The 16713-nt window shown below is 44.2% G+C and carries 17 protein-coding genes, 2 pseudogenes and 1 other annotated feature; of the genes and pseudogenes, 16 read left to right on the top strand and 3 right to left on the bottom strand.

The window, feature by feature from the left end; all coding sequences use genetic code 11:
• The first annotated feature begins 2 nt into the window (after positions 1-2).
• The 3 genes from rplI (at position 3) to FYJ57_RS09750 (ending at position 2441) form a co-directional block, all read left to right on the top strand.
• The gene (gene rplI, locus FYJ57_RS09760) at positions 3-449 is read left to right on the top strand and encodes a 50S ribosomal protein L9 (protein WP_154432489.1); all 447 of its coding nucleotides are present in this window, start codon (positions 3-5) and stop codon (positions 447-449) included.
• Between the two features lie 13 nt (positions 450-462).
• The gene (gene dnaB, locus FYJ57_RS09755) at positions 463-1797 is read left to right on the top strand and encodes a replicative DNA helicase (RefSeq protein WP_022171220.1); all 1335 of its coding nucleotides are present in this window, start codon (positions 463-465) and stop codon (positions 1795-1797) included.
• A 71-nt stretch (positions 1798-1868) separates the two neighbouring features.
• Positions 1869-2441, top strand: a complete 573-nt coding sequence (locus FYJ57_RS09750; protein WP_205839949.1) for a helix-turn-helix domain-containing protein — start codon at positions 1869-1871, stop codon at positions 2439-2441.
• A gap of 111 nt (positions 2442-2552) precedes the next feature.
• On the opposite strand, the gene FYJ57_RS09745 is transcribed toward FYJ57_RS09750, so the two are convergent.
• Positions 2553-2723, bottom strand: coding sequence for a 4Fe-4S ferredoxin (locus FYJ57_RS09745; protein WP_022171222.1), 171 nt, complete (start codon positions 2721-2723; stop codon positions 2553-2555).
• Positions 2724-2917: 194 nt separating this feature from the next.
• On the opposite strand from FYJ57_RS09745, the gene FYJ57_RS09740 reads away from it, so the two are divergent.
• Positions 2918-3118, top strand: a complete 201-nt coding sequence (locus FYJ57_RS09740) for a DUF1858 domain-containing protein (protein ID WP_022171223.1) — start codon at positions 2918-2920, stop codon at positions 3116-3118.
• A gap of 126 nt (positions 3119-3244) precedes the next feature.
• Here the strand turns inward: FYJ57_RS09740 and FYJ57_RS09735 are convergent, their stop codons facing one another.
• The gene (locus FYJ57_RS09735) at positions 3245-4060 is read right to left on the bottom strand and encodes an adaptor protein MecA (protein ID WP_328597462.1); all 816 of its coding nucleotides are present in this window, start codon (positions 4058-4060) and stop codon (positions 3245-3247) included.
• A 63-nt stretch (positions 4061-4123) separates the two neighbouring features.
• On the opposite strand from FYJ57_RS09735, the pseudogene FYJ57_RS16275 reads away from it, so the two are divergent.
• Positions 4124-4204 (top strand): annotated as a pseudogene (locus FYJ57_RS16275) (DUF6783 domain-containing protein); the annotation flags it as partial.
• On the opposite strand, the pseudogene FYJ57_RS16270 reads toward FYJ57_RS16275, so the two are convergent.
• Positions 4190-4285, bottom strand: a pseudogene (locus tag FYJ57_RS16270) (DUF6783 domain-containing protein); the annotation flags it as partial. The pseudogenes FYJ57_RS16275 and FYJ57_RS16270 sit on opposite strands and share 15 nt — an antisense overlap.
• Positions 4286-4836: 551 nt before the next feature.
• On the opposite strand from FYJ57_RS16270, the gene FYJ57_RS09730 reads away from it, so the two are divergent.
• From FYJ57_RS09730 to guaA, 11 genes are all read left to right on the top strand, one after another.
• Positions 4837-5076, top strand: coding sequence for a hypothetical protein (locus FYJ57_RS09730; RefSeq protein WP_118568048.1), 240 nt, complete (start codon positions 4837-4839; stop codon positions 5074-5076).
• Positions 5077-5375: 299 nt separating this feature from the next.
• Entirely contained in the window at positions 5376-7061 is a 1686-nt protein-coding gene (locus FYJ57_RS09725; protein WP_154432486.1) for a glycosyl hydrolase family 18 protein, read from the top strand.
• Positions 7062-7103: 42 nt separating this feature from the next.
• Positions 7104-7994, top strand: coding sequence for a coiled-coil domain-containing protein (locus FYJ57_RS09720; RefSeq protein ID WP_154432485.1), 891 nt, complete (start codon positions 7104-7106; stop codon positions 7992-7994).
• A gap of 64 nt (positions 7995-8058) precedes the next feature.
• Entirely contained in the window at positions 8059-8760 is a 702-nt protein-coding gene (locus tag FYJ57_RS09715) for an N-acetylmuramoyl-L-alanine amidase (protein ID WP_328597461.1), read from the top strand.
• 110 nt (positions 8761-8870) lie between these two features.
• Positions 8871-9920, top strand: a complete 1050-nt coding sequence (locus FYJ57_RS09710) for an L-threonylcarbamoyladenylate synthase (RefSeq protein WP_154432484.1) — start codon at positions 8871-8873, stop codon at positions 9918-9920.
• A gap of 9 nt (positions 9921-9929) precedes the next feature.
• A complete protein-coding gene (locus FYJ57_RS09705) occupies positions 9930-10391 on the top strand; it encodes an arsenate reductase/protein-tyrosine-phosphatase family protein (protein ID WP_022171357.1) in 462 nt (153 codons plus the stop codon).
• A gap of 1 nt (position 10392) precedes the next feature.
• The gene (gene rpiB / locus FYJ57_RS09700) at positions 10393-10836 is read left to right on the top strand and encodes a ribose 5-phosphate isomerase B (protein ID WP_154432483.1); all 444 of its coding nucleotides are present in this window, start codon (positions 10393-10395) and stop codon (positions 10834-10836) included.
• 115 nt (positions 10837-10951) lie between these two features.
• The gene (gene upp / locus FYJ57_RS09695) at positions 10952-11581 is read left to right on the top strand and encodes a uracil phosphoribosyltransferase (RefSeq protein WP_022171355.1); all 630 of its coding nucleotides are present in this window, start codon (positions 10952-10954) and stop codon (positions 11579-11581) included.
• 69 nt (positions 11582-11650) lie between these two features.
• Positions 11651-11863: a binding site (T-box leader), on the top strand.
• Between the two features lie 144 nt (positions 11864-12007).
• A complete protein-coding gene (gene proS, locus FYJ57_RS09690; protein ID WP_154432482.1) occupies positions 12008-13447 on the top strand; it encodes a proline--tRNA ligase in 1440 nt (479 codons plus the stop codon).
• Between the two features lie 88 nt (positions 13448-13535).
• On the top strand, positions 13536-14891 hold the full coding sequence (locus FYJ57_RS09685; protein ID WP_154432481.1) for a CCA tRNA nucleotidyltransferase: 1356 nt from the start codon (positions 13536-13538) through the stop codon (positions 14889-14891).
• A 91-nt stretch (positions 14892-14982) separates the two neighbouring features.
• On the top strand, positions 14983-16527 hold the full coding sequence (gene guaA, locus FYJ57_RS09680; protein WP_106491233.1) for a glutamine-hydrolyzing GMP synthase: 1545 nt from the start codon (positions 14983-14985) through the stop codon (positions 16525-16527).
• The last annotated feature ends 186 nt before the right edge of the window (positions 16528-16713 follow it).

The following is a 16713-nucleotide window of genomic DNA, read 5'->3' as shown; positions in this document are numbered from 1 at the left end:
AGATGAAAGTTATTTTGCTTGAAGATGTAAAAGCTCTTGGAAAAAAAGGACAGGTTGTTAATGTAAGTGACGGATACGCAAGAAATCTTCTGCTTCCCAAAAAACTTGGTGTGGAAGCAACCGGAAAAAATATGAATGATCTGAAACTTCAGAAAGCTCATAAAGACAAAGTAGCACAGGAAAATCTGGATGCTGCAAAAGCATTCGCGGAAGAACTGAAAGACAAACAGGTAACCGTAGGCATTAAAGTTGGAGAAGGTGGAAGAACTTTCGGATCCATCTCTGCAAAAGAGATCGCGGAGGCGGCAAAGGCACAGCTTGGATATGAACTGGACAAAAAGAAACTGCAGCTTTCAGCTCCGATCAAAGAGCTGGGTACAACTATGGTGCCAATCAAGTTACATCCGAAGGTAACAGGTGAACTGAAGGTTGTGGTAAAAGAAGCATAGGAGGAATTCTTCCGTGGAAGAAGAACTGATTAAACGAATTCTGCCCCACAGCGATGATGCGGAGCGCTCTGTCATCGGTTGTATGATGATGAACCGTGAGGCGATTATGATTGCATCCGAGATCCTGACCGGAGATGAGTTCTATCGACAGCAGATGGGAATTGTTTTCGATTCCATGGTGGAATTATATAACGAAGGAAAACCGGTAGACTTTGTCACACTTCCGGAGAAACTGAAAGAAAAGGATGTTCCGCCGGAGATCAGCAGCATGGAATTTGCAAAGGATCTTCTGACGGCGGTACCTACTTCGGTTAACGTAGGACATTATGCAAAAATCGTCAAAGAAAAAGCAATGTTGCGCCGACTGATCAAGATGAACGAAGATATTGCCAATACCTGTTATCTGGATAAAGAACCGGTGGAAGAAATCATGGAAGATACAGAAAAGCAGCTGTTTCAGCTTCTTCAGACCAGAACGGGTGGAGATTATGTTCCGATTCGCCAGGTGGTGTTAAACGCCCTGGAGACCATCGAGAAAGCTTCACAGACGAAGGGAACTGTAACGGGAATTCCAACGGGCTTTGTGGATCTGGATTATAAGACATCCGGTCTGCAACCTTCGGATTTTATCCTGGTAGCGGCTCGTCCTTCCATGGGTAAGACGGCATTTGTTCTGAATATGGCACAGTATATGGCTTTTCGAAAAGACAAATCAGTAGCCATCTTTTCGCTGGAGATGAGTAAGGAACAGCTGGTGAACCGTCTGTTCTCACTGGAGTCTAAGGTGGATTCTCAAAAGATCCGTACCGGAAGTCTGGAAGATGAAGACTGGGCGAAATTGATCGAGGGAGCCGGTGTGATTGGAAATTCCCGTCTGATCATTGATGATACACCAGGTATTTCTATTTCTGAGCTTCGGTCCAAATGCAGAAAATTCAAATTGGAACAGGGACTGGATATTATTATCATTGACTACTTACAGTTGATGTCCGGTAGTGGACGTGGCGGTGATTCCCGTCAGCAGGAAATTTCTGATATTTCCCGGGCACTGAAAGGGGTAGCCAGAGAGTTAAATGTTCCGGTGGTTGCGCTGTCACAGCTGAGCCGTGCGGTGGAAAAACGAGATGATAAACGGCCGATGCTTTCAGACCTCCGAGAATCAGGAGCGATCGAGCAGGATGCGGACGTGGTTATGTTCATTTATCGTGATGATTATTATAATAAAGATACTGAAAACAAAAACATGGCGGAAATTATCATCGCCAAACAGCGAAACGGCCCGATCGGTACAGTAAATCTGGTATGGATGCCGGAGTACACTCGGTTTGTTAACGCGAAAAAGGACTAAAAAAGGCGAAGAGATTTTCTTGTAAAGTACCTCCTGTATGCTCTATAATGAGTGCAGGAGGTACTTGTATTATGAAAGAAACCAGATACCTGATTTCTGAGACGGCAAAACTGGTTCAGGTAGAACCTCATGTACTGCGCTACTGGGAAGAGGAACTGGGCTTGTCCATCAAACGAAATGAGATGGGACATCGATACTACACCGATAAAGATCTGGAAATATTTCAGAAAATCAAGGAACTGAAAAAAGAGGGTTTGCAGTTAAAGACAATAAAAGAGAAACTTCATGAGAAGGATGAAATTCCGCAAGTGGAAGAACATAGGATGTCGGGAGAGGGTATTATAAAACAACAGAAAACAGAGCCGGAATTTCAGGAAGAACAGATTCAGGTAAAGATTGTAACTCCACGGAAATTTTTGACAGAGCAGTCCTTTGAAAAAAAAGAAGAAAAGCAGAAAAGAAGATCTGAACAACCGACAAAAGAAGAACGTTTTCAGGCAATCATGGAACGCCTGATTCACGATATTGAACTGAAGGAGAGGAAAGAAGGACGTTACCGAAGATTGGATGAAGCGATCCGGCGACATCAACAATCCAGAAAAATGGTCGCCGCCACGCAGGAAAATCGCAAAAAGAAAAAATAACGTAACTGTGAAGGGAGCAAACAGTTACTAAATAACATAAAGAAGGAGCTGTACACAGTTTTGTGTACAGCTCCTTCTTCCGCGCGGAAATAATTATATTTAAAATAATAATTATTCTTCAACGATAGCTTCTGTAGGACAGACACCTGCACAGGTACCGCATTCTACACAAGTATCAGCATCGATAACATATTTTCCATCACCTTCGCTGATAGCTTCTACTGGACATTCACCAGCGCATGTTCCACATGCTACACATTCGTCAGAAATTACATATGCCATAATTCAAATCCTCCTTTTCGTATTTACCGATATACTCTCGGCTATATGCTAATTCTAATATAAGTAGTGCAGGATTACAAGTACAAATTTACGTACAATCGCAGGAGTTTGTATGATTTTGGTGTGATACAACAGTTGCCTACGGGAGAAAATGGTATTATAATGTGCGTATCACAGGAAAGGAGATAAACAGAATGAGAAAAATTTCCAAAGATATGATTATTGCCGATCTGGTTACGATCGATCCAAATATCGTAGTAATTTTAATGCGCGCCGGTATGCACTGCATTGGTTGTCCGTCTGCACAGGGAGAGACCCTGGAAGAAGCAGCGATGGTTCATGGACTGGATGTAGATCTGCTGGTAGATCAGATTAATGATTATCTGGCACAATAAAAAATCGTGTAAAGAAAAACGAAACGGCAGGAAGAATTCAGATGTCCTGCCGTTTCGTTTTATTCCGCATTGCATATCAATAATTGACTCCGTGAACCGATTTCAACTGAAACCTGATTTTGAAAGTTATACATTCAATAATAACAGCTGCTGCAGTGCCTGATCAGCTATCAGAATCTCACCGTGTTCTTTGAAATAGGCTTCTGTTGCAGCGGTGCAGGCTTTGCCGGTACCATATTCGGAGAGCATGTTGCAGACTCTGTTAAAGTCTTCCGGATTCATGCCGGACTGATGCAGGATCAGTACGTAAGTAGTCTCACGGTCTTTATAGAGTGTGTTTGTGCCGGTATACCATCCGTTTAAAGTAAGAGCCGCCCGGATAACGGTGTCCAGACTGGAAAATGTGAAGATACGGGTCAGATCCGGACGGGTCTGAGCAATGTCATTTTCCGCTGCCTCTGTATCAGAGTGCGTTTCTGCAGTATCCGGCTGAATCTTTGTTTTTCTGTCGGAGGAATCTTCGGTTTTATTTTTTTCAGAGGAAGCAACAGGCTTTTTGAGTCGTCCTTCACACAGTTTCTGGAAAAGATCCAGGATGTCGTCTGCACCGGTAACAGCCGGCCCTTCCGTCTGGGAAGGAGCAGTTTCATCGATACCGGCAGCAAACTTGGAAAAACGGGTATCCAGTTCTTCCGGGTCTTCTACTTTTGTGATGATCAGTACGATACTGTCCGGTGTAATCGGAATTGCTTCAATCATTAGTGGAACATTGTCGGCTTCAAAACCAAACTGATCCTGAGCCTGTAGCATCATATCACGAAAAAGATCTTTTGCTTTTTCGGATCCGTAAGCCAGTTCACTTAACTTTAGCTGGCGATCCGCCAGATCTTCGCTGGTCAGTGTGCAGCGGATCTGGGTATCATTAATTTTTTCTATTTTCACAGATATCACATCCTTACTATCAACCATTGTTCTAGAGCGTGTCTGAAAAATCATTTCCACAACTTGCAAGCCCTACATTGCGGTATATGTTACCCTCATTCGGTTGCCGTAGCCCGCTACGCCGCCCTCATTCGGATAAAATCTCCCACAAACTGGGACTCGCAGCTCACGAAAAGCCTTTTTCAGACACGCTCTAGTACACCGTTTTCGAAATAACTGTATCATTCACTTGTCTGCGAATCCAATTGTACAGTTTAAAAAGCCTCAGCGTAGCTAGCTACAAAAAGAGCATATTGAATCATTATTATTATATACTATATGCAAACCGGATGTAAAGGATTAAAATCTCTGCATTTGTTATTTCACAGTAGTTTCTGCAGGTGATAGAAAAAGATTGCAAACCGTACGGAAGAGGATTTTCGACGAATAAAGACAGAATTCAACAATTTTGAGGAAAATGTGTAATATTTTAATGGTTTTCGGCCTTTTCGTAATATTCTTCTTGCATTATAGGAAAAATCAGGTATAATAAAAACCAGAAGAGGTGGCACGGTTCCTGGAAAGGATGTGAGGCCAGCCACTGTTTTGATAATCTATAAACATTTCAAAAAACGTTTCAACTATTTACAATTTTATTCAATTCATTAGCGTATAATATCGTATTTTCCCCAAAGTGTAAAAATGAATGTAATTAATTTAATTGATGGGACGAGTGTCATCTTTTCGAAAAATAATGGTGCTGTGCACTTAAGAAAGGATCATATATCACAAAAAACATGAAAAAAAATAAGAAGCAAAAGGATGATTTTCGAAAGGAACTGGATGCTTATCAGGCACAGGGGATTCCGTTGTGGCTGGACGGAGAACCCAGCAGTCCGAAGGAAATCTGGAAAGCACATAAGATCGCAGAAGATATTTCCTATATGAGAGATTACGTTCCGGATTCTTACGGACGTCTGCTCCGGCTGGAGTTCGATGCGGTGAAGAAAGAAGATGGTTATACACAGAAATTATAAATGAAAACAGAAAATGTAAAGCAGCAGAGAAACAATAATATCCTATAAGGTTCCCTCCCTTGCATAGAAAAGCTGTTTTGCAAAAAGAAGAAGCCACAGCAGAAAAAATTCAGTTATTCTTGCTGTGGCTTTTTTTGCATTGCATATCATTAATTGGTCCGGTGGACCAATTTTGATTTTTACGCGAGCAACGAGTCAAAGTCAAAGATAAAATATAGAAAAAACAAAAAATATGTCAAAAAAAGATGACGGGAAATCATTCTGTTGTTATAATAAAGGGCAGTAGGAGGTTATCAGAAATGAAGAAAAAAATAACACCGGTTTTTTCGGTGATCATATTGATTTTTTTAGTGATCTGCGCAGGGATCCTTTCTATATTTATTAAAAAATATACTCCGTCCGGAACAATCATAGACGGAAAAGACTATTTTCAGCTCACCGGAGATGATGAGGCGGGGCTGGTGGTGAACCATGAGCTTGAAGATGCAAAAGTAAAAATGATCGACGGAAGGTATTATGTAGAGAATTCTGTCGTTGCTACATATATTAACAGCAGATTTTACTGGGACAGTCAGCAGCAGGTGATGCTGTATACGTTGCCAACGGAAGAATTTCAGATTGTTCCTGAGAGTACGCAGTATGTGACATCAGCAGGGACTCAGATGACGGATTATGTGATACTGAAACAGATTGATGGCGGTGTTTATCTGGATCTTGAATTTGTCAGCCAGTATACGGATATGACGTATACTGCTTTTGAAGATCCGGCTCGTGTGGTGGTTCGAACAAAATGGAATGATCTGCAGCTGGTAACGGCACAGAAAAACAGTGAGATTCGTCAGAAAGGCGGGATTAAGAGTTCTATTGTGGCCAAGGTAAAAAAAGGAGATACGCTGTATCTGCAGGAGGAGCTGGACAATTGGAGCAGAGTTGCTACGGCAGATGGCTACAGTGGATATATAAAAAAAGAAGTACTTTCGGATCCGAAGGATGATAATGAGGAACATGCAAGTACTGTACCGGAATATACCAATATCAGTAAAGATTATAAAATCAATCTTGCGTTTCATCAGGTGACCAGTATGGATGGAAACGCAACATTGGCACAGATGGTGGCAGATGCACAGGGAGTGAACACGATTTCACCAACCTGGTTTTCGGTGACGGATAATAATGGAACAATTTCTTCACTGGCAAGTGCTGATTATGTAAACCAGGCACATGCTATGGGGATGGAGGTCTGGGGACTGATCGATAATTTTAACAGTGAAACGGATAATCTGACATTCCTGTCAAGTACAGCGGCACGTGCCAATATCATTCAGCAACTGATGACACAGGCAGCCTCAGTGGGATTGGATGGAATCAACCTGGATTTTGAATCAATTACAGAAGAACAGGCACCGCATTATATTCAGTTTGTACGAGAACTTTCGATTGCCTGCCGTAATCAGGGAATAGTATTTTCCATTGATGACCCGGTTCCGACTTACAGCAAACATTATGACAGAACAGAACAGGGAATTGTTGCAGACTATGTGATCATTATGGGTTACGATGAACATTATGCAGGGAGCACAGATGCAGGTTCGGTGTCTTCACTTGGATTTGTAAAAGCAGGTATCGAAGATACACTGAAAGAAGTGCCGGCACAGAAAGTGATCAATGCGATTCCATTCTATACAAGAGTCTGGATCCAGCCATTTGGTGCGGGAAATCTGACCAGCGAAGTGTTGGGAATGGATGGAGCTGCAAATTATATCAGTGAACATGGTATGGATACTTACTGGGATGATGAAGCCGGGCAGAATGTAGCGAGTGTAGAAGCTGAGGATGGAATCTATACCATCTGGGTGGAAGATGAACAGTCCATCGGGGAGAAGATGAAACTGATACAGGAGAATCAGCTGGCAGGAGTAGCTGAGTGGAAACTGGGATTTGAGCGGGCATCTGTATGGCCGGTGATCGCACAGTATCTGCAGTAAAATAAAAGGAGTATAGACAAGAAGGGAAAGGGACAAAAAGAGATGGCAGAAGAAAGATTTAAAACGACGTTGATGGGTGGTTTTGATAAAGATGATGTATTGAATCAGGTTCGCGAGATGAAGGACGCAGCATATGCGGAAAAAAGCAAACTGATTAAAGAAAAAAAGGAACAGGCAAAGCAGATTCAGGAACTGAAAAAACAGCTTGCGAAAAAGGACAGTGAAAAAGTAGCAGCACTGCAGAAACAAAAAGAAGCACATAAAGAAGAAATCGCTCATCTGGAAGAACGAATTCAGGAAAAACAGAAACAGAAAGAAAAACTGGAGCGTGAGATCAGCGAAAAATATCAAAAATATATTGACCGCTATGATCTGATCGGTGGACTGGTGCTGGAATCTGAGGAGAAAGCGGAAAAGATTATCAGAGAAGCAAATGAAAAAGCAGAACAGGTACTCAACGATGCAGATCAGCAGGCAGAGACTACAACACAGAATGCAAGAAAAGCAGCAGATCAGATTGTGTCAGAGGCCATTGCTACGAGAGATGAACTGATGGACGAAGCGAAGAAAGAAGCAGAGAAATGCCTGGCAGCCGTACAGGCAGAAGTGGATGCGAAACTGGCTGATGGAAAACGAAAATACATTGCTGTACAGGATGAGATGAATGAAATTGTAGAACTGATCAACCAGGCACAGATTCGTTTTATGGCTTCTTATAAAGAAGTACATAAGATTGTCAGTGCGATGCCGGAAACCATGCGAGAGCTGGAAGATGAAGAGGCATCCAGAAAAAAAGAAGACGAAAGTACAGTTGCTGCACAGAATAATCTGCAGACAGGGGAGTCGGAGTATGAAGAAGATCTCGACGAGGAAGAGGAAGATTTTTCCGAGGAAGAGATGAAACAGATGATGAACCGTCAGGATGAAGAATGAAAAACACAGGACTTGAACCAGACTCCCGGGCATATATTTTAATAAATATGCTCCGGGAGTTTTTATGATGAAAAAGAAAATATGGGAACTGGGAATGACGGTGCTACTTCTGACCGGTGTGTTCTGGCTGGCAAGGACGGGAGCAAGACTTACAGGGGCAGATGCCGGAGCGGGGAATGGTGTGGTATTGATAGACAGTGGTCACGGGGGCAGTGATCCGGGGAAAATAGGGATTCATCAGGAAAAGGAAAAAGATATTAATCTGCAGATTGCAAAACGGCTGAAAAAGCAACTGGAAAAAAACGGGGTAAAGGTCTATATGACGAGAGAAAATGATGTAGATCTTTCGGAAGGAGACGGAGGAAACAGTAAAGTACAGGATCTGAAAAGACGTTGTGAGATGGTTCGGAAGATCCAGCCGGACTGTGTATTAAGTATTCATCAAAACAGCTACCCGGAAGAAGCAATTCATGGGGCACAGGTCTTTTATTATGAGGATTCTTCAGAAGGAAAAAAGCTGGCAGAGATATTACAGAAACATTTGGTGGAAGTGCTGGATAAGGAAAATCACAGACAGGCCAAAGGGAACAGGACTTATTATATGCTGAAAAAGACAGAGGCAACACTGGTGATTGTAGAATGCGGTTTTTTAAGTAATAATCAGGAAGCCTTATTGCTGACGGATGAAAAATATCAGAGCAAGGTGGCAAAAGCAATCTGCAGTGGTACCTTGGAATATCTGAGCAGCCTGGCAGAGAAAAAGTGAAAATAAAAAAATCACAGGAGCCTGAGAAGTCTTGTGATAAATTTACACTTGCCCATCGCACGTTACTCTAGTATACTGTTATCAGATGTGAAGAAATAAGGTGAAAGAAAATGAAAACAAAAGTGATTCGCATGAATCCCCAGGAATTAGATATGGAAGGTATCCGGGAAGCCGGAGAGATTCTGAGACAGGGCGGTCTGGTAGCATTCCCCACAGAGACGGTATATGGACTTGGAGGAAACGGACTGGATCCGCAGGCATCTGCTAAAATCTATCGGGCGAAAGGTCGGCCTTCCGATAATCCACTGATCATTCATATTGCAGATATGGAAGATCTGGAGAAAATTGTAAAAGAGGTGCCGGAGAGTGCAAAAAGACTGGCATCAGTTTACTGGCCGGGACCATTGACAATGATTTTTCAGAAAAGCGATATTGTGCCTTATGAGACGACCGGTGGAATGGATACTGTGGCAGTGCGTATGCCGGATCATCCGCTGGCACAGGCACTGATCCGGGCAGGGGGAGGCTATGTTGCGGCACCAAGTGCCAATACATCGGGTCGCCCGAGTCCAACGATGGCTTCCCATGTGGAAGAGGATCTGGATGGGAAGATTGATATGATTCTGGATGGCGGATCCGTGGGGATCGGTCTGGAATCAACAATTGTGGATTTTACGGAAGAGATTCCGACGATTCTGCGTCCGGGATATATTAATCAGGAGATGGTAAGACGTGTGATCGGTCAGGTGCAGATGGATCGGGGATTGATCCAGGCAGACAGTAAAGTCAAACCGAAAGCTCCCGGAATGAAATACCGCCACTATGCACCGAAAGCGGATTTGACCGTGGTGGAAGGATCACCGAAAGCTGTACAGGAGAAAATCTGTGCGCTGGTGGAAGAAAAGATCAGAGCAGGAGAGAAGGTGGGCGTGATTGCTACAGAGGAGAGTATAAAGGCTTATCCGGAAGGAATTGTAAAGTGCATCGGAACAAGGGCAGATGAAGAGAGCATTGCGAGACATCTGTTTGCTGTACTGCGGGAATTTGACGACTGTGGAGTGACTTATATTTATTCAGAAGCTTTTGATACGCCCCAGATGGGACAGGCGATTATGAACCGTCTGATGAAGGCTGCAGGTCAGAAAAAGATTCAGGTTTGAGGATGAACTATGGTAATACGGTATAAAAAACTGATTTTTGTAGATACCAATGATAATTGCAGGGCGCCGATGGCAGAGATGATCCTGAAAAGAAAATTTCTTACCAATCCGTTGACGATTGAGTCCAGAGGGATGGTGGTATTATTTCCGGAACCGTTGAATCCGAAAGCGGAGGCAGTACTGACCAGCAACGGTTACCCGCAGCCAAGTCATATTGCCATGCAGTTAGAGCAGGAAGATATCAACAATGATGTTCTGATCCTGACGATGGAGGACAAACAAAAATCGCAGATCTGGGAAACGTATGAGAATGCGCCCCATGTCTATACAGTAAAAGAATACGTGGGGGAGAGCGGAGATATACCGTCCCTGCACGGTCAGCCACTGACTGTATACAGTCAGTGCTATACGGAACTGGAATTATTGATGAGAAAACTGGTAACAAGGTTAAACGAAGAGGAGGAACTGTAACATGATAGCAATTGGTTGTGACCATGGCGGATATGGACTGAAGAAGGAGATTGAGGCATACCTGGACAGCAGAGGACTGGAGTACCGGGATTATGGATGCGACAGCACAGATTCCGTAGACTATCCAATCTATGCAAGAAAAGTGGCTCATGCCATCGTTAAGGGAGAATGTGAGAGAGGAATCCTGATCTGCGGAACTGGAATCGGTATCTCTATCGCAGCCAACAAAGTACCTGGAATCCGTGCTGCATTATGTACCGATTGTTTCTGTGCACAGGCAACCAGAGAACACAACGATGCCAATGTACTGGCACTGGGTGGAAGAGTTGTAGGACCGGGACTTGCCATTAAGATCGTGGAGACATTCCTGGATACTCCATTTTCCAACGATGAACGTCACATCCGTAGAATCAAACTGATCGAGGAGCCGACAGACGGAGAGTAAAGTGCAGTAAAATACATGAAAAAGAAGGTAACAGATACAGTTATGAATGAAATTCCCGACTGTGATACAGAATGATAAAAGAGCGCTATGTCGGAAACGGCAGAAAGGAGAACAAATGTCAAAAGTAGTAGTTATGGATCACCCGTTGATTCAACATAAAATCGGAATTATCAGAAGAACAGAGACAAGTAGCAAGGAATTCAGAGAGATGATCGGTGAGATCGCGATGCTGATGTGCTACGAAGCGACCAGAGATCTGAAGCTGGAAGAGGTGGAAATTGAAACCCCAATCACAAAGATGACTGCGAAAGAACTGGCAGGAAAGAAACTGGCTGTAGTACCGATTCTCCGTGCAGGCCTGGGAATGGTAGAAGGTATGCTGGCAATGATTCCGGCTGCAAAAGTAGGACATATCGGTCTGTACCGTGATCCGGAAACTCTGGTACCGGTAGAATATTACTGCAAACTTCCGGCAGACAGTTCCGAGCGTGACATTTTCGTTGTTGATCCGATGCTGGCAACCGGTGGATCCGCAGAAGCAGCAATTACCATGCTGAAACAGAAAGGTGTAAAAAATATCCGCTTCATGTGTATCATTGCAGCACCGGAAGGTGTAAAGAAACTGCAGGAAGTACACCCGGATGTGGATATCTATATCGGTGCACTGGATGATCATCTGAATGATCACGGCTATATCGTACCGGGTCTTGGCGATGCAGGAGACAGAATCTTCGGAACAAAATAAGAGAGAGTCGGATAGCAACCCCTTGACAAATCAGGGAGTTTCCGATAAAATCCTATCAGCAATAAAATAAAAAAGGCGATGAAGGGAATAGTACACAGGTGACAATCAACAGAGAGGAAATCAGAGGTGGAAGATTTCTGTGCGGAGTGTGTGGAACCGACCCCGGAGCTGTCTGTGAGTAAGCAGACCGCGACTTTGGCGTTAAAAAAGAGTGAAAGAAAGTGAGCAGTCTTCGGGCTGTTAATTAGGGTGGTACCGCCGGATAAGCATCTGGTCCCTTTTTGGGGATCAGGTGCTTATTTTGATCTGGAATCCCCTGGAGATAGAGAAATGTACTCTCGGATACAACTGACAAAAAATCATCTCGCAAAATCAAGCACAGAAAGATTCCGAGAGTACGTGAGAACAAAAATGGAGGAAATAAAGATGGCAAAAGACAAAAAAATGGTAGAAGCGATCACTTCCATGGAAGAGGATTTCGCACAGTGGTATACCGATGTAGTAAAAAAAGCAGATCTGATTGATTACACCAGTGTAAAAGGATGTATGGCGATCAAACCGGCGGGTTATGCGATCTGGGAAAATATCCAGCATGAACTTGACCGAAGATTCAAAGAAACAGGCGTAGAAAATGTGTATATGCCAATGCTGATTCCGGAAAGCCTTCTGCAGAAAGAAAAAGATCACGTAGAAGGATTTGCACCGGAAGTTGCATGGGTGACACACGGTGGACTTGAACCGCTGCAGGAACGTCTCTGCATCCGCCCGACTTCTGAGACTCTGTTCTGTGATTTTTATGCAAAAGAGATCCAGTCTCACAGAGATCTGCCGAAAGTATATAATCAGTGGTGTTCTGTTATGCGTTGGGAAAAGACAACCCGTCCATTCCTGCGTTCCAGAGAATTCCTGTGGCAGGAAGGACATACCGCACATGCAACTGCTGAGGAAGCAGAAGAGAGAACCATCCAGATGTTGAACCTGTATGCAGATTTCTGCGAACAGGTACTGGCAATCCCGGTTATCAAAGGAAGAAAGACAGACAAAGAAAAATTTGCAGGTGCGGAAGCTACTTACACCATCGAATCTCTGATGCATGACGGAAAAGCCCTGCAGTCCGGTACCAGTCATAACTTCGGAGATGGATTCGCAAAGGCATTCGGCATTCAGTACACAGACAAAGAAAATAAATTACAGTATGTACATCAGACATCCTGGGGTATGACAACCCGTATGATCGGAGCACTGATCATGGTACATGGTGATGATAGCGGTTTGAAACTGCCGCCGAGAATCGCACCGGTACAGGCAGTGATCATCCCGATCCAGCAGAGAAAAGAAGGCGTTCTGGAGAAAGCCGCTGAACTGGAAGCTGCACTGAAGGCGGCAGGTATTCGTGTGAAAACAGATGCTACCGACAAGAGTCCGGGATTCAAATTTGCAGAGCAGGAGATGCGTGGTATTCCGGTTCGTATCGAGTGTGGACCAAAGGACATCGAGGCAAATCAGGCAGTCGTTGCAAGAAGAGATACCGGTGAAAAGATTGTTGTCGCATTACCGGAACTGGCTGAGAAAGTAACAGAGATCCTGAACACTATCCAGAATGATATGCTGGAGAGAGCAAGAACACACAGAGATGCACATACCTATACAGCAACCACCTACGAAGAATTTGTAAAGACCATCAATGAAAAACCTGGCTTTATTAAAGCTATGTGGTGTGGCGATCAGGCATGTGAGGATAAGATCAAAGAAGATACAGCAGCAACTTCCCGTTGTATCCCATTCAACCAGGAACATCTGGCAGATACCTGTGTATGCTGTGGAAAACCGGCGACAAAGATGGTATACTGGGGCAAAGCATACTAAAAGAAAAAGTGTGGGAACATCAATAAAGGCATTCGGCTGTTATCGGTGTTCAGAACGAATAGCATGAAACAGAAAAGGAGTGGATAGAATGCGGTTACAGTTACCGGCAGCAGTAAACATGATTATTGATGTGCTTCAGGCACATGGGTATGAGGGATTTGCAGTGGGTGGCTGTGTCCGGGATTCGGTGTTGAACAGAACGCCGGATGACTGGGACATAACCACATCTGCCACTCCTTATCAGGTGAAAGAACTATTTTCCAAAACCGTGGACACCGGTCTGCAGCATGGAACCGTGACGGTCATGGTACATGGTGTCGGCTATGAAGTGACCACGTACCGGATTGACGGGGAATATGAAGATGGCAGGCATCCGAAAGAGGTACAGTTTACCTCAAATCTGACGGAAGATCTGAAACGCCGTGATTTTACGATCAATGCCATGGCTTACAGCAAAGATCGTGGGCTGATTGATGAATTTGGCGGGATGAATGATCTGCAAAGAAAGATCATCCGCTGTGTGGGAGATCCGTGGCAGCGGTTCGGTGAGGATGCACTGAGGATCCTTCGGGCGGTACGGTTTGCAGCGCAGCTTGGATTTGAGATTGAAGAAAATACCAAAAAGGCAATTGTGGAACTGGCACCGACGCTTTCAAAGATCAGTGCGGAGCGGATCCAGACAGAGACAGTGAAACTATTGATGTCGGATCGGCCGCAGATGTGGAGAAGTGTGTATGATCTTGGAATTACACGGATCATCATGCCGGAGTTTGATGCAATTATGGAAACACAACAAAATACGCCACATCATATGTACAATGTGGGTGAGCATACGTTAAAAGCACTTAGCCTGACAGAAAAAGACCGGATTCTGCGACTGACCATGCTGCTTCACGATATCGGAAAAGCGAATATGCGGACGACTGATGCGAACGGTGTGGATCATTTTAAAGGACATGGACCGGAGGGAAAAGAAATCGCGAAAAAGATTCTTCGACGACTGAAGTTTGATAACGATACCATCGCACAGGTGACTCGTCTGATCTACTGGCACGATTATCGTCCGGCCCCGGAAGAGAAAGCAGTCCGGCGGGCAATCTATAAAGTAGGAGAAGATCTGTTTCCGCTGTTTTTGAAGGTGCAGCGGGCAGATAACCTTGCACAGAGTATGTATCTCAGAGAAGAGAAGCTGGAGCGGATCAAAGCTGTGGAAAAGCTTTACCATGAGATCATGGAAAAACACCAGTGCGTGTCGCTGAAAACACTGGCAGTGACCGGCAGGGATCTGATAGCGACCGGAATGAAACCGGGACCGCAGATGGGAGCTGTGCTTCAGGAACTACTGGAGATGGTACTGGATCAGCCAGAGATGAATGAGAAAGAAAAATTGCTTGCCTGGTGGAAAGAACATGGGACTTGTCAAAAGGCAGAGGGTACTTTATAATATAGGGTACTTTAGAAATAAAGAGAAATATAAAGCTTCGGCGAAAACCGGGCAGAAACAATGGATATCAGAAAATCAGGAGGAGACGTTCATGAAGAGAGAAACCGTAATCGTACTCGATTTTGGTGGACAGTACAATCAGTTAATTGCGCGACGCGTACGTGAGTGTAATGTATACTGTGAAATTTATTCTTACAAAACCGATTTGGAAAAAATCAAAGCTATGGAGCCGAAGGGAATTATTTTCACCGGCGGTCCCAACAGTGTATACCTGGAGGATTCTCCTTCTTATGCAAAAGAAATCTATGATCTGGGTATCCCGGTTCTCGGTATCTGCTATGGTTCTCAGCTGATGATGCACCAGCTGGGCGGAAAAGTATGCAAGGCGCCGGTTCGTGAATATGGTAAGATCGAAGTAACCGTAGATCAGTCTTCTGCATTATTTGAAAATGTATCCGAAAAGACCATCTGCTGGATGAGTCATAACGATTATATCGAGCAGGCAGCACCTGGATTCAAGATCATTGCTCATACACCGGACTGTCCGGTAGCAGCAGTGGAAAATGTAGAAAAGAAACTGTATGCAACTCAGTTCCATCCGGAAGTTCTTCATACAAAAGAAGGAAAACAGATGCTGGCAAATTTCGTATTTAACGTATGTGGTTGTGCCGGCAGCTGGAAGATGGATTCTTTCGTAGAAGAGTCTATCAAGGCGATCCGTGAAAAAGTCGGTGACGGTAAAGTATTGTGTGCACTGTCCGGCGGTGTGGATTCTTCCGTGGCAGCTGTTCTGTTATCCAAGGCAGTTGGCGATCAGCTGACCTGTGTATTCGTAGACCATGGTCTTCTGAGAAAGAACGAAGGCGATGAAGTAGAGGCGGTCTTCGGTCCGGACGGCAATTATAACCTGAACTTTATCCGGGTCAACGCACAGGAACGTTTCTATGAGAAACTGAAAGGCGTGGAAGAACCGGAAGCAAAGAGAAAAATTATCGGTGAGGAATTCATTCGTGTATTTGAAGAAGAAGCAAAGAAAATCGGAGCTGTGGACTTCCTGGTACAGGGAACTATCTATCCGGATGTTGTAGAAAGTGGTGTTGGCGGAGAATCCACCGTAATCAAATCTCATCACAACGTAGGTGGTCTGCCGGAGCATGTAGATTTCAAAGAAATCATCGAGCCTCTGCGTGACCTGTTCAAAGACGAAGTAAGAAAAGCCGGTCTGGAACTTGGCATTCCGGATTACCTGGTATTCCGTCAGCCATTCCCTGGTCCTGGGCTCGGTATCCGTATCATCGGCGATGTAACCGCAGAAAAAGTACAGATGGTACAGGACGCAGATGCCATCTGGCGCGAAGAAATCGCTAAAGCTGGCTTGGACAAAGAAGTAAACCAGTACTTTGCAGCTCTGACCAATATGCGTTCCGTAGGTGTTATGGGTGATGAAAGAACATACGACTACGCCATCGCACTGCGTGCGGTAACCACTACAGATTTCATGACTGCAGAAAGCGCTGAGATTCCGTGGGATGTCATCGGAAGAACAACCAGCAGAATTGTAAATGAAGTGAAGCATGTAAATAGAGTAATGTATGATTGCACGGGGAAACCACCGGCAACGATTGAGTTTGAATAATGAAAAAATTCTGGAAACCCTTATAAACAGGGCATTTCCGGGCACAAGAAGTTCTATTTGATAACAAAATGATAACACCGGATATTTAGGTAGTATTTATCAGCAATCCGGTGGTTGTCAGGTAATATGTGTGAAACCAACAAAAAAGGTCTTACTGAATTGAGTGAAATCAATTTGGTAAGGCCT

The organism is Oliverpabstia intestinalis (genome assembly GCF_009696065.1).
Classification (GTDB): Bacteria; Bacillota; Clostridia; order Lachnospirales; family Lachnospiraceae; genus Oliverpabstia; species Oliverpabstia intestinalis.
The sequence above is the reverse complement of the archived record's forward strand: the minus strand, read 5'-3'. Positions and strand labels throughout refer to the sequence as shown.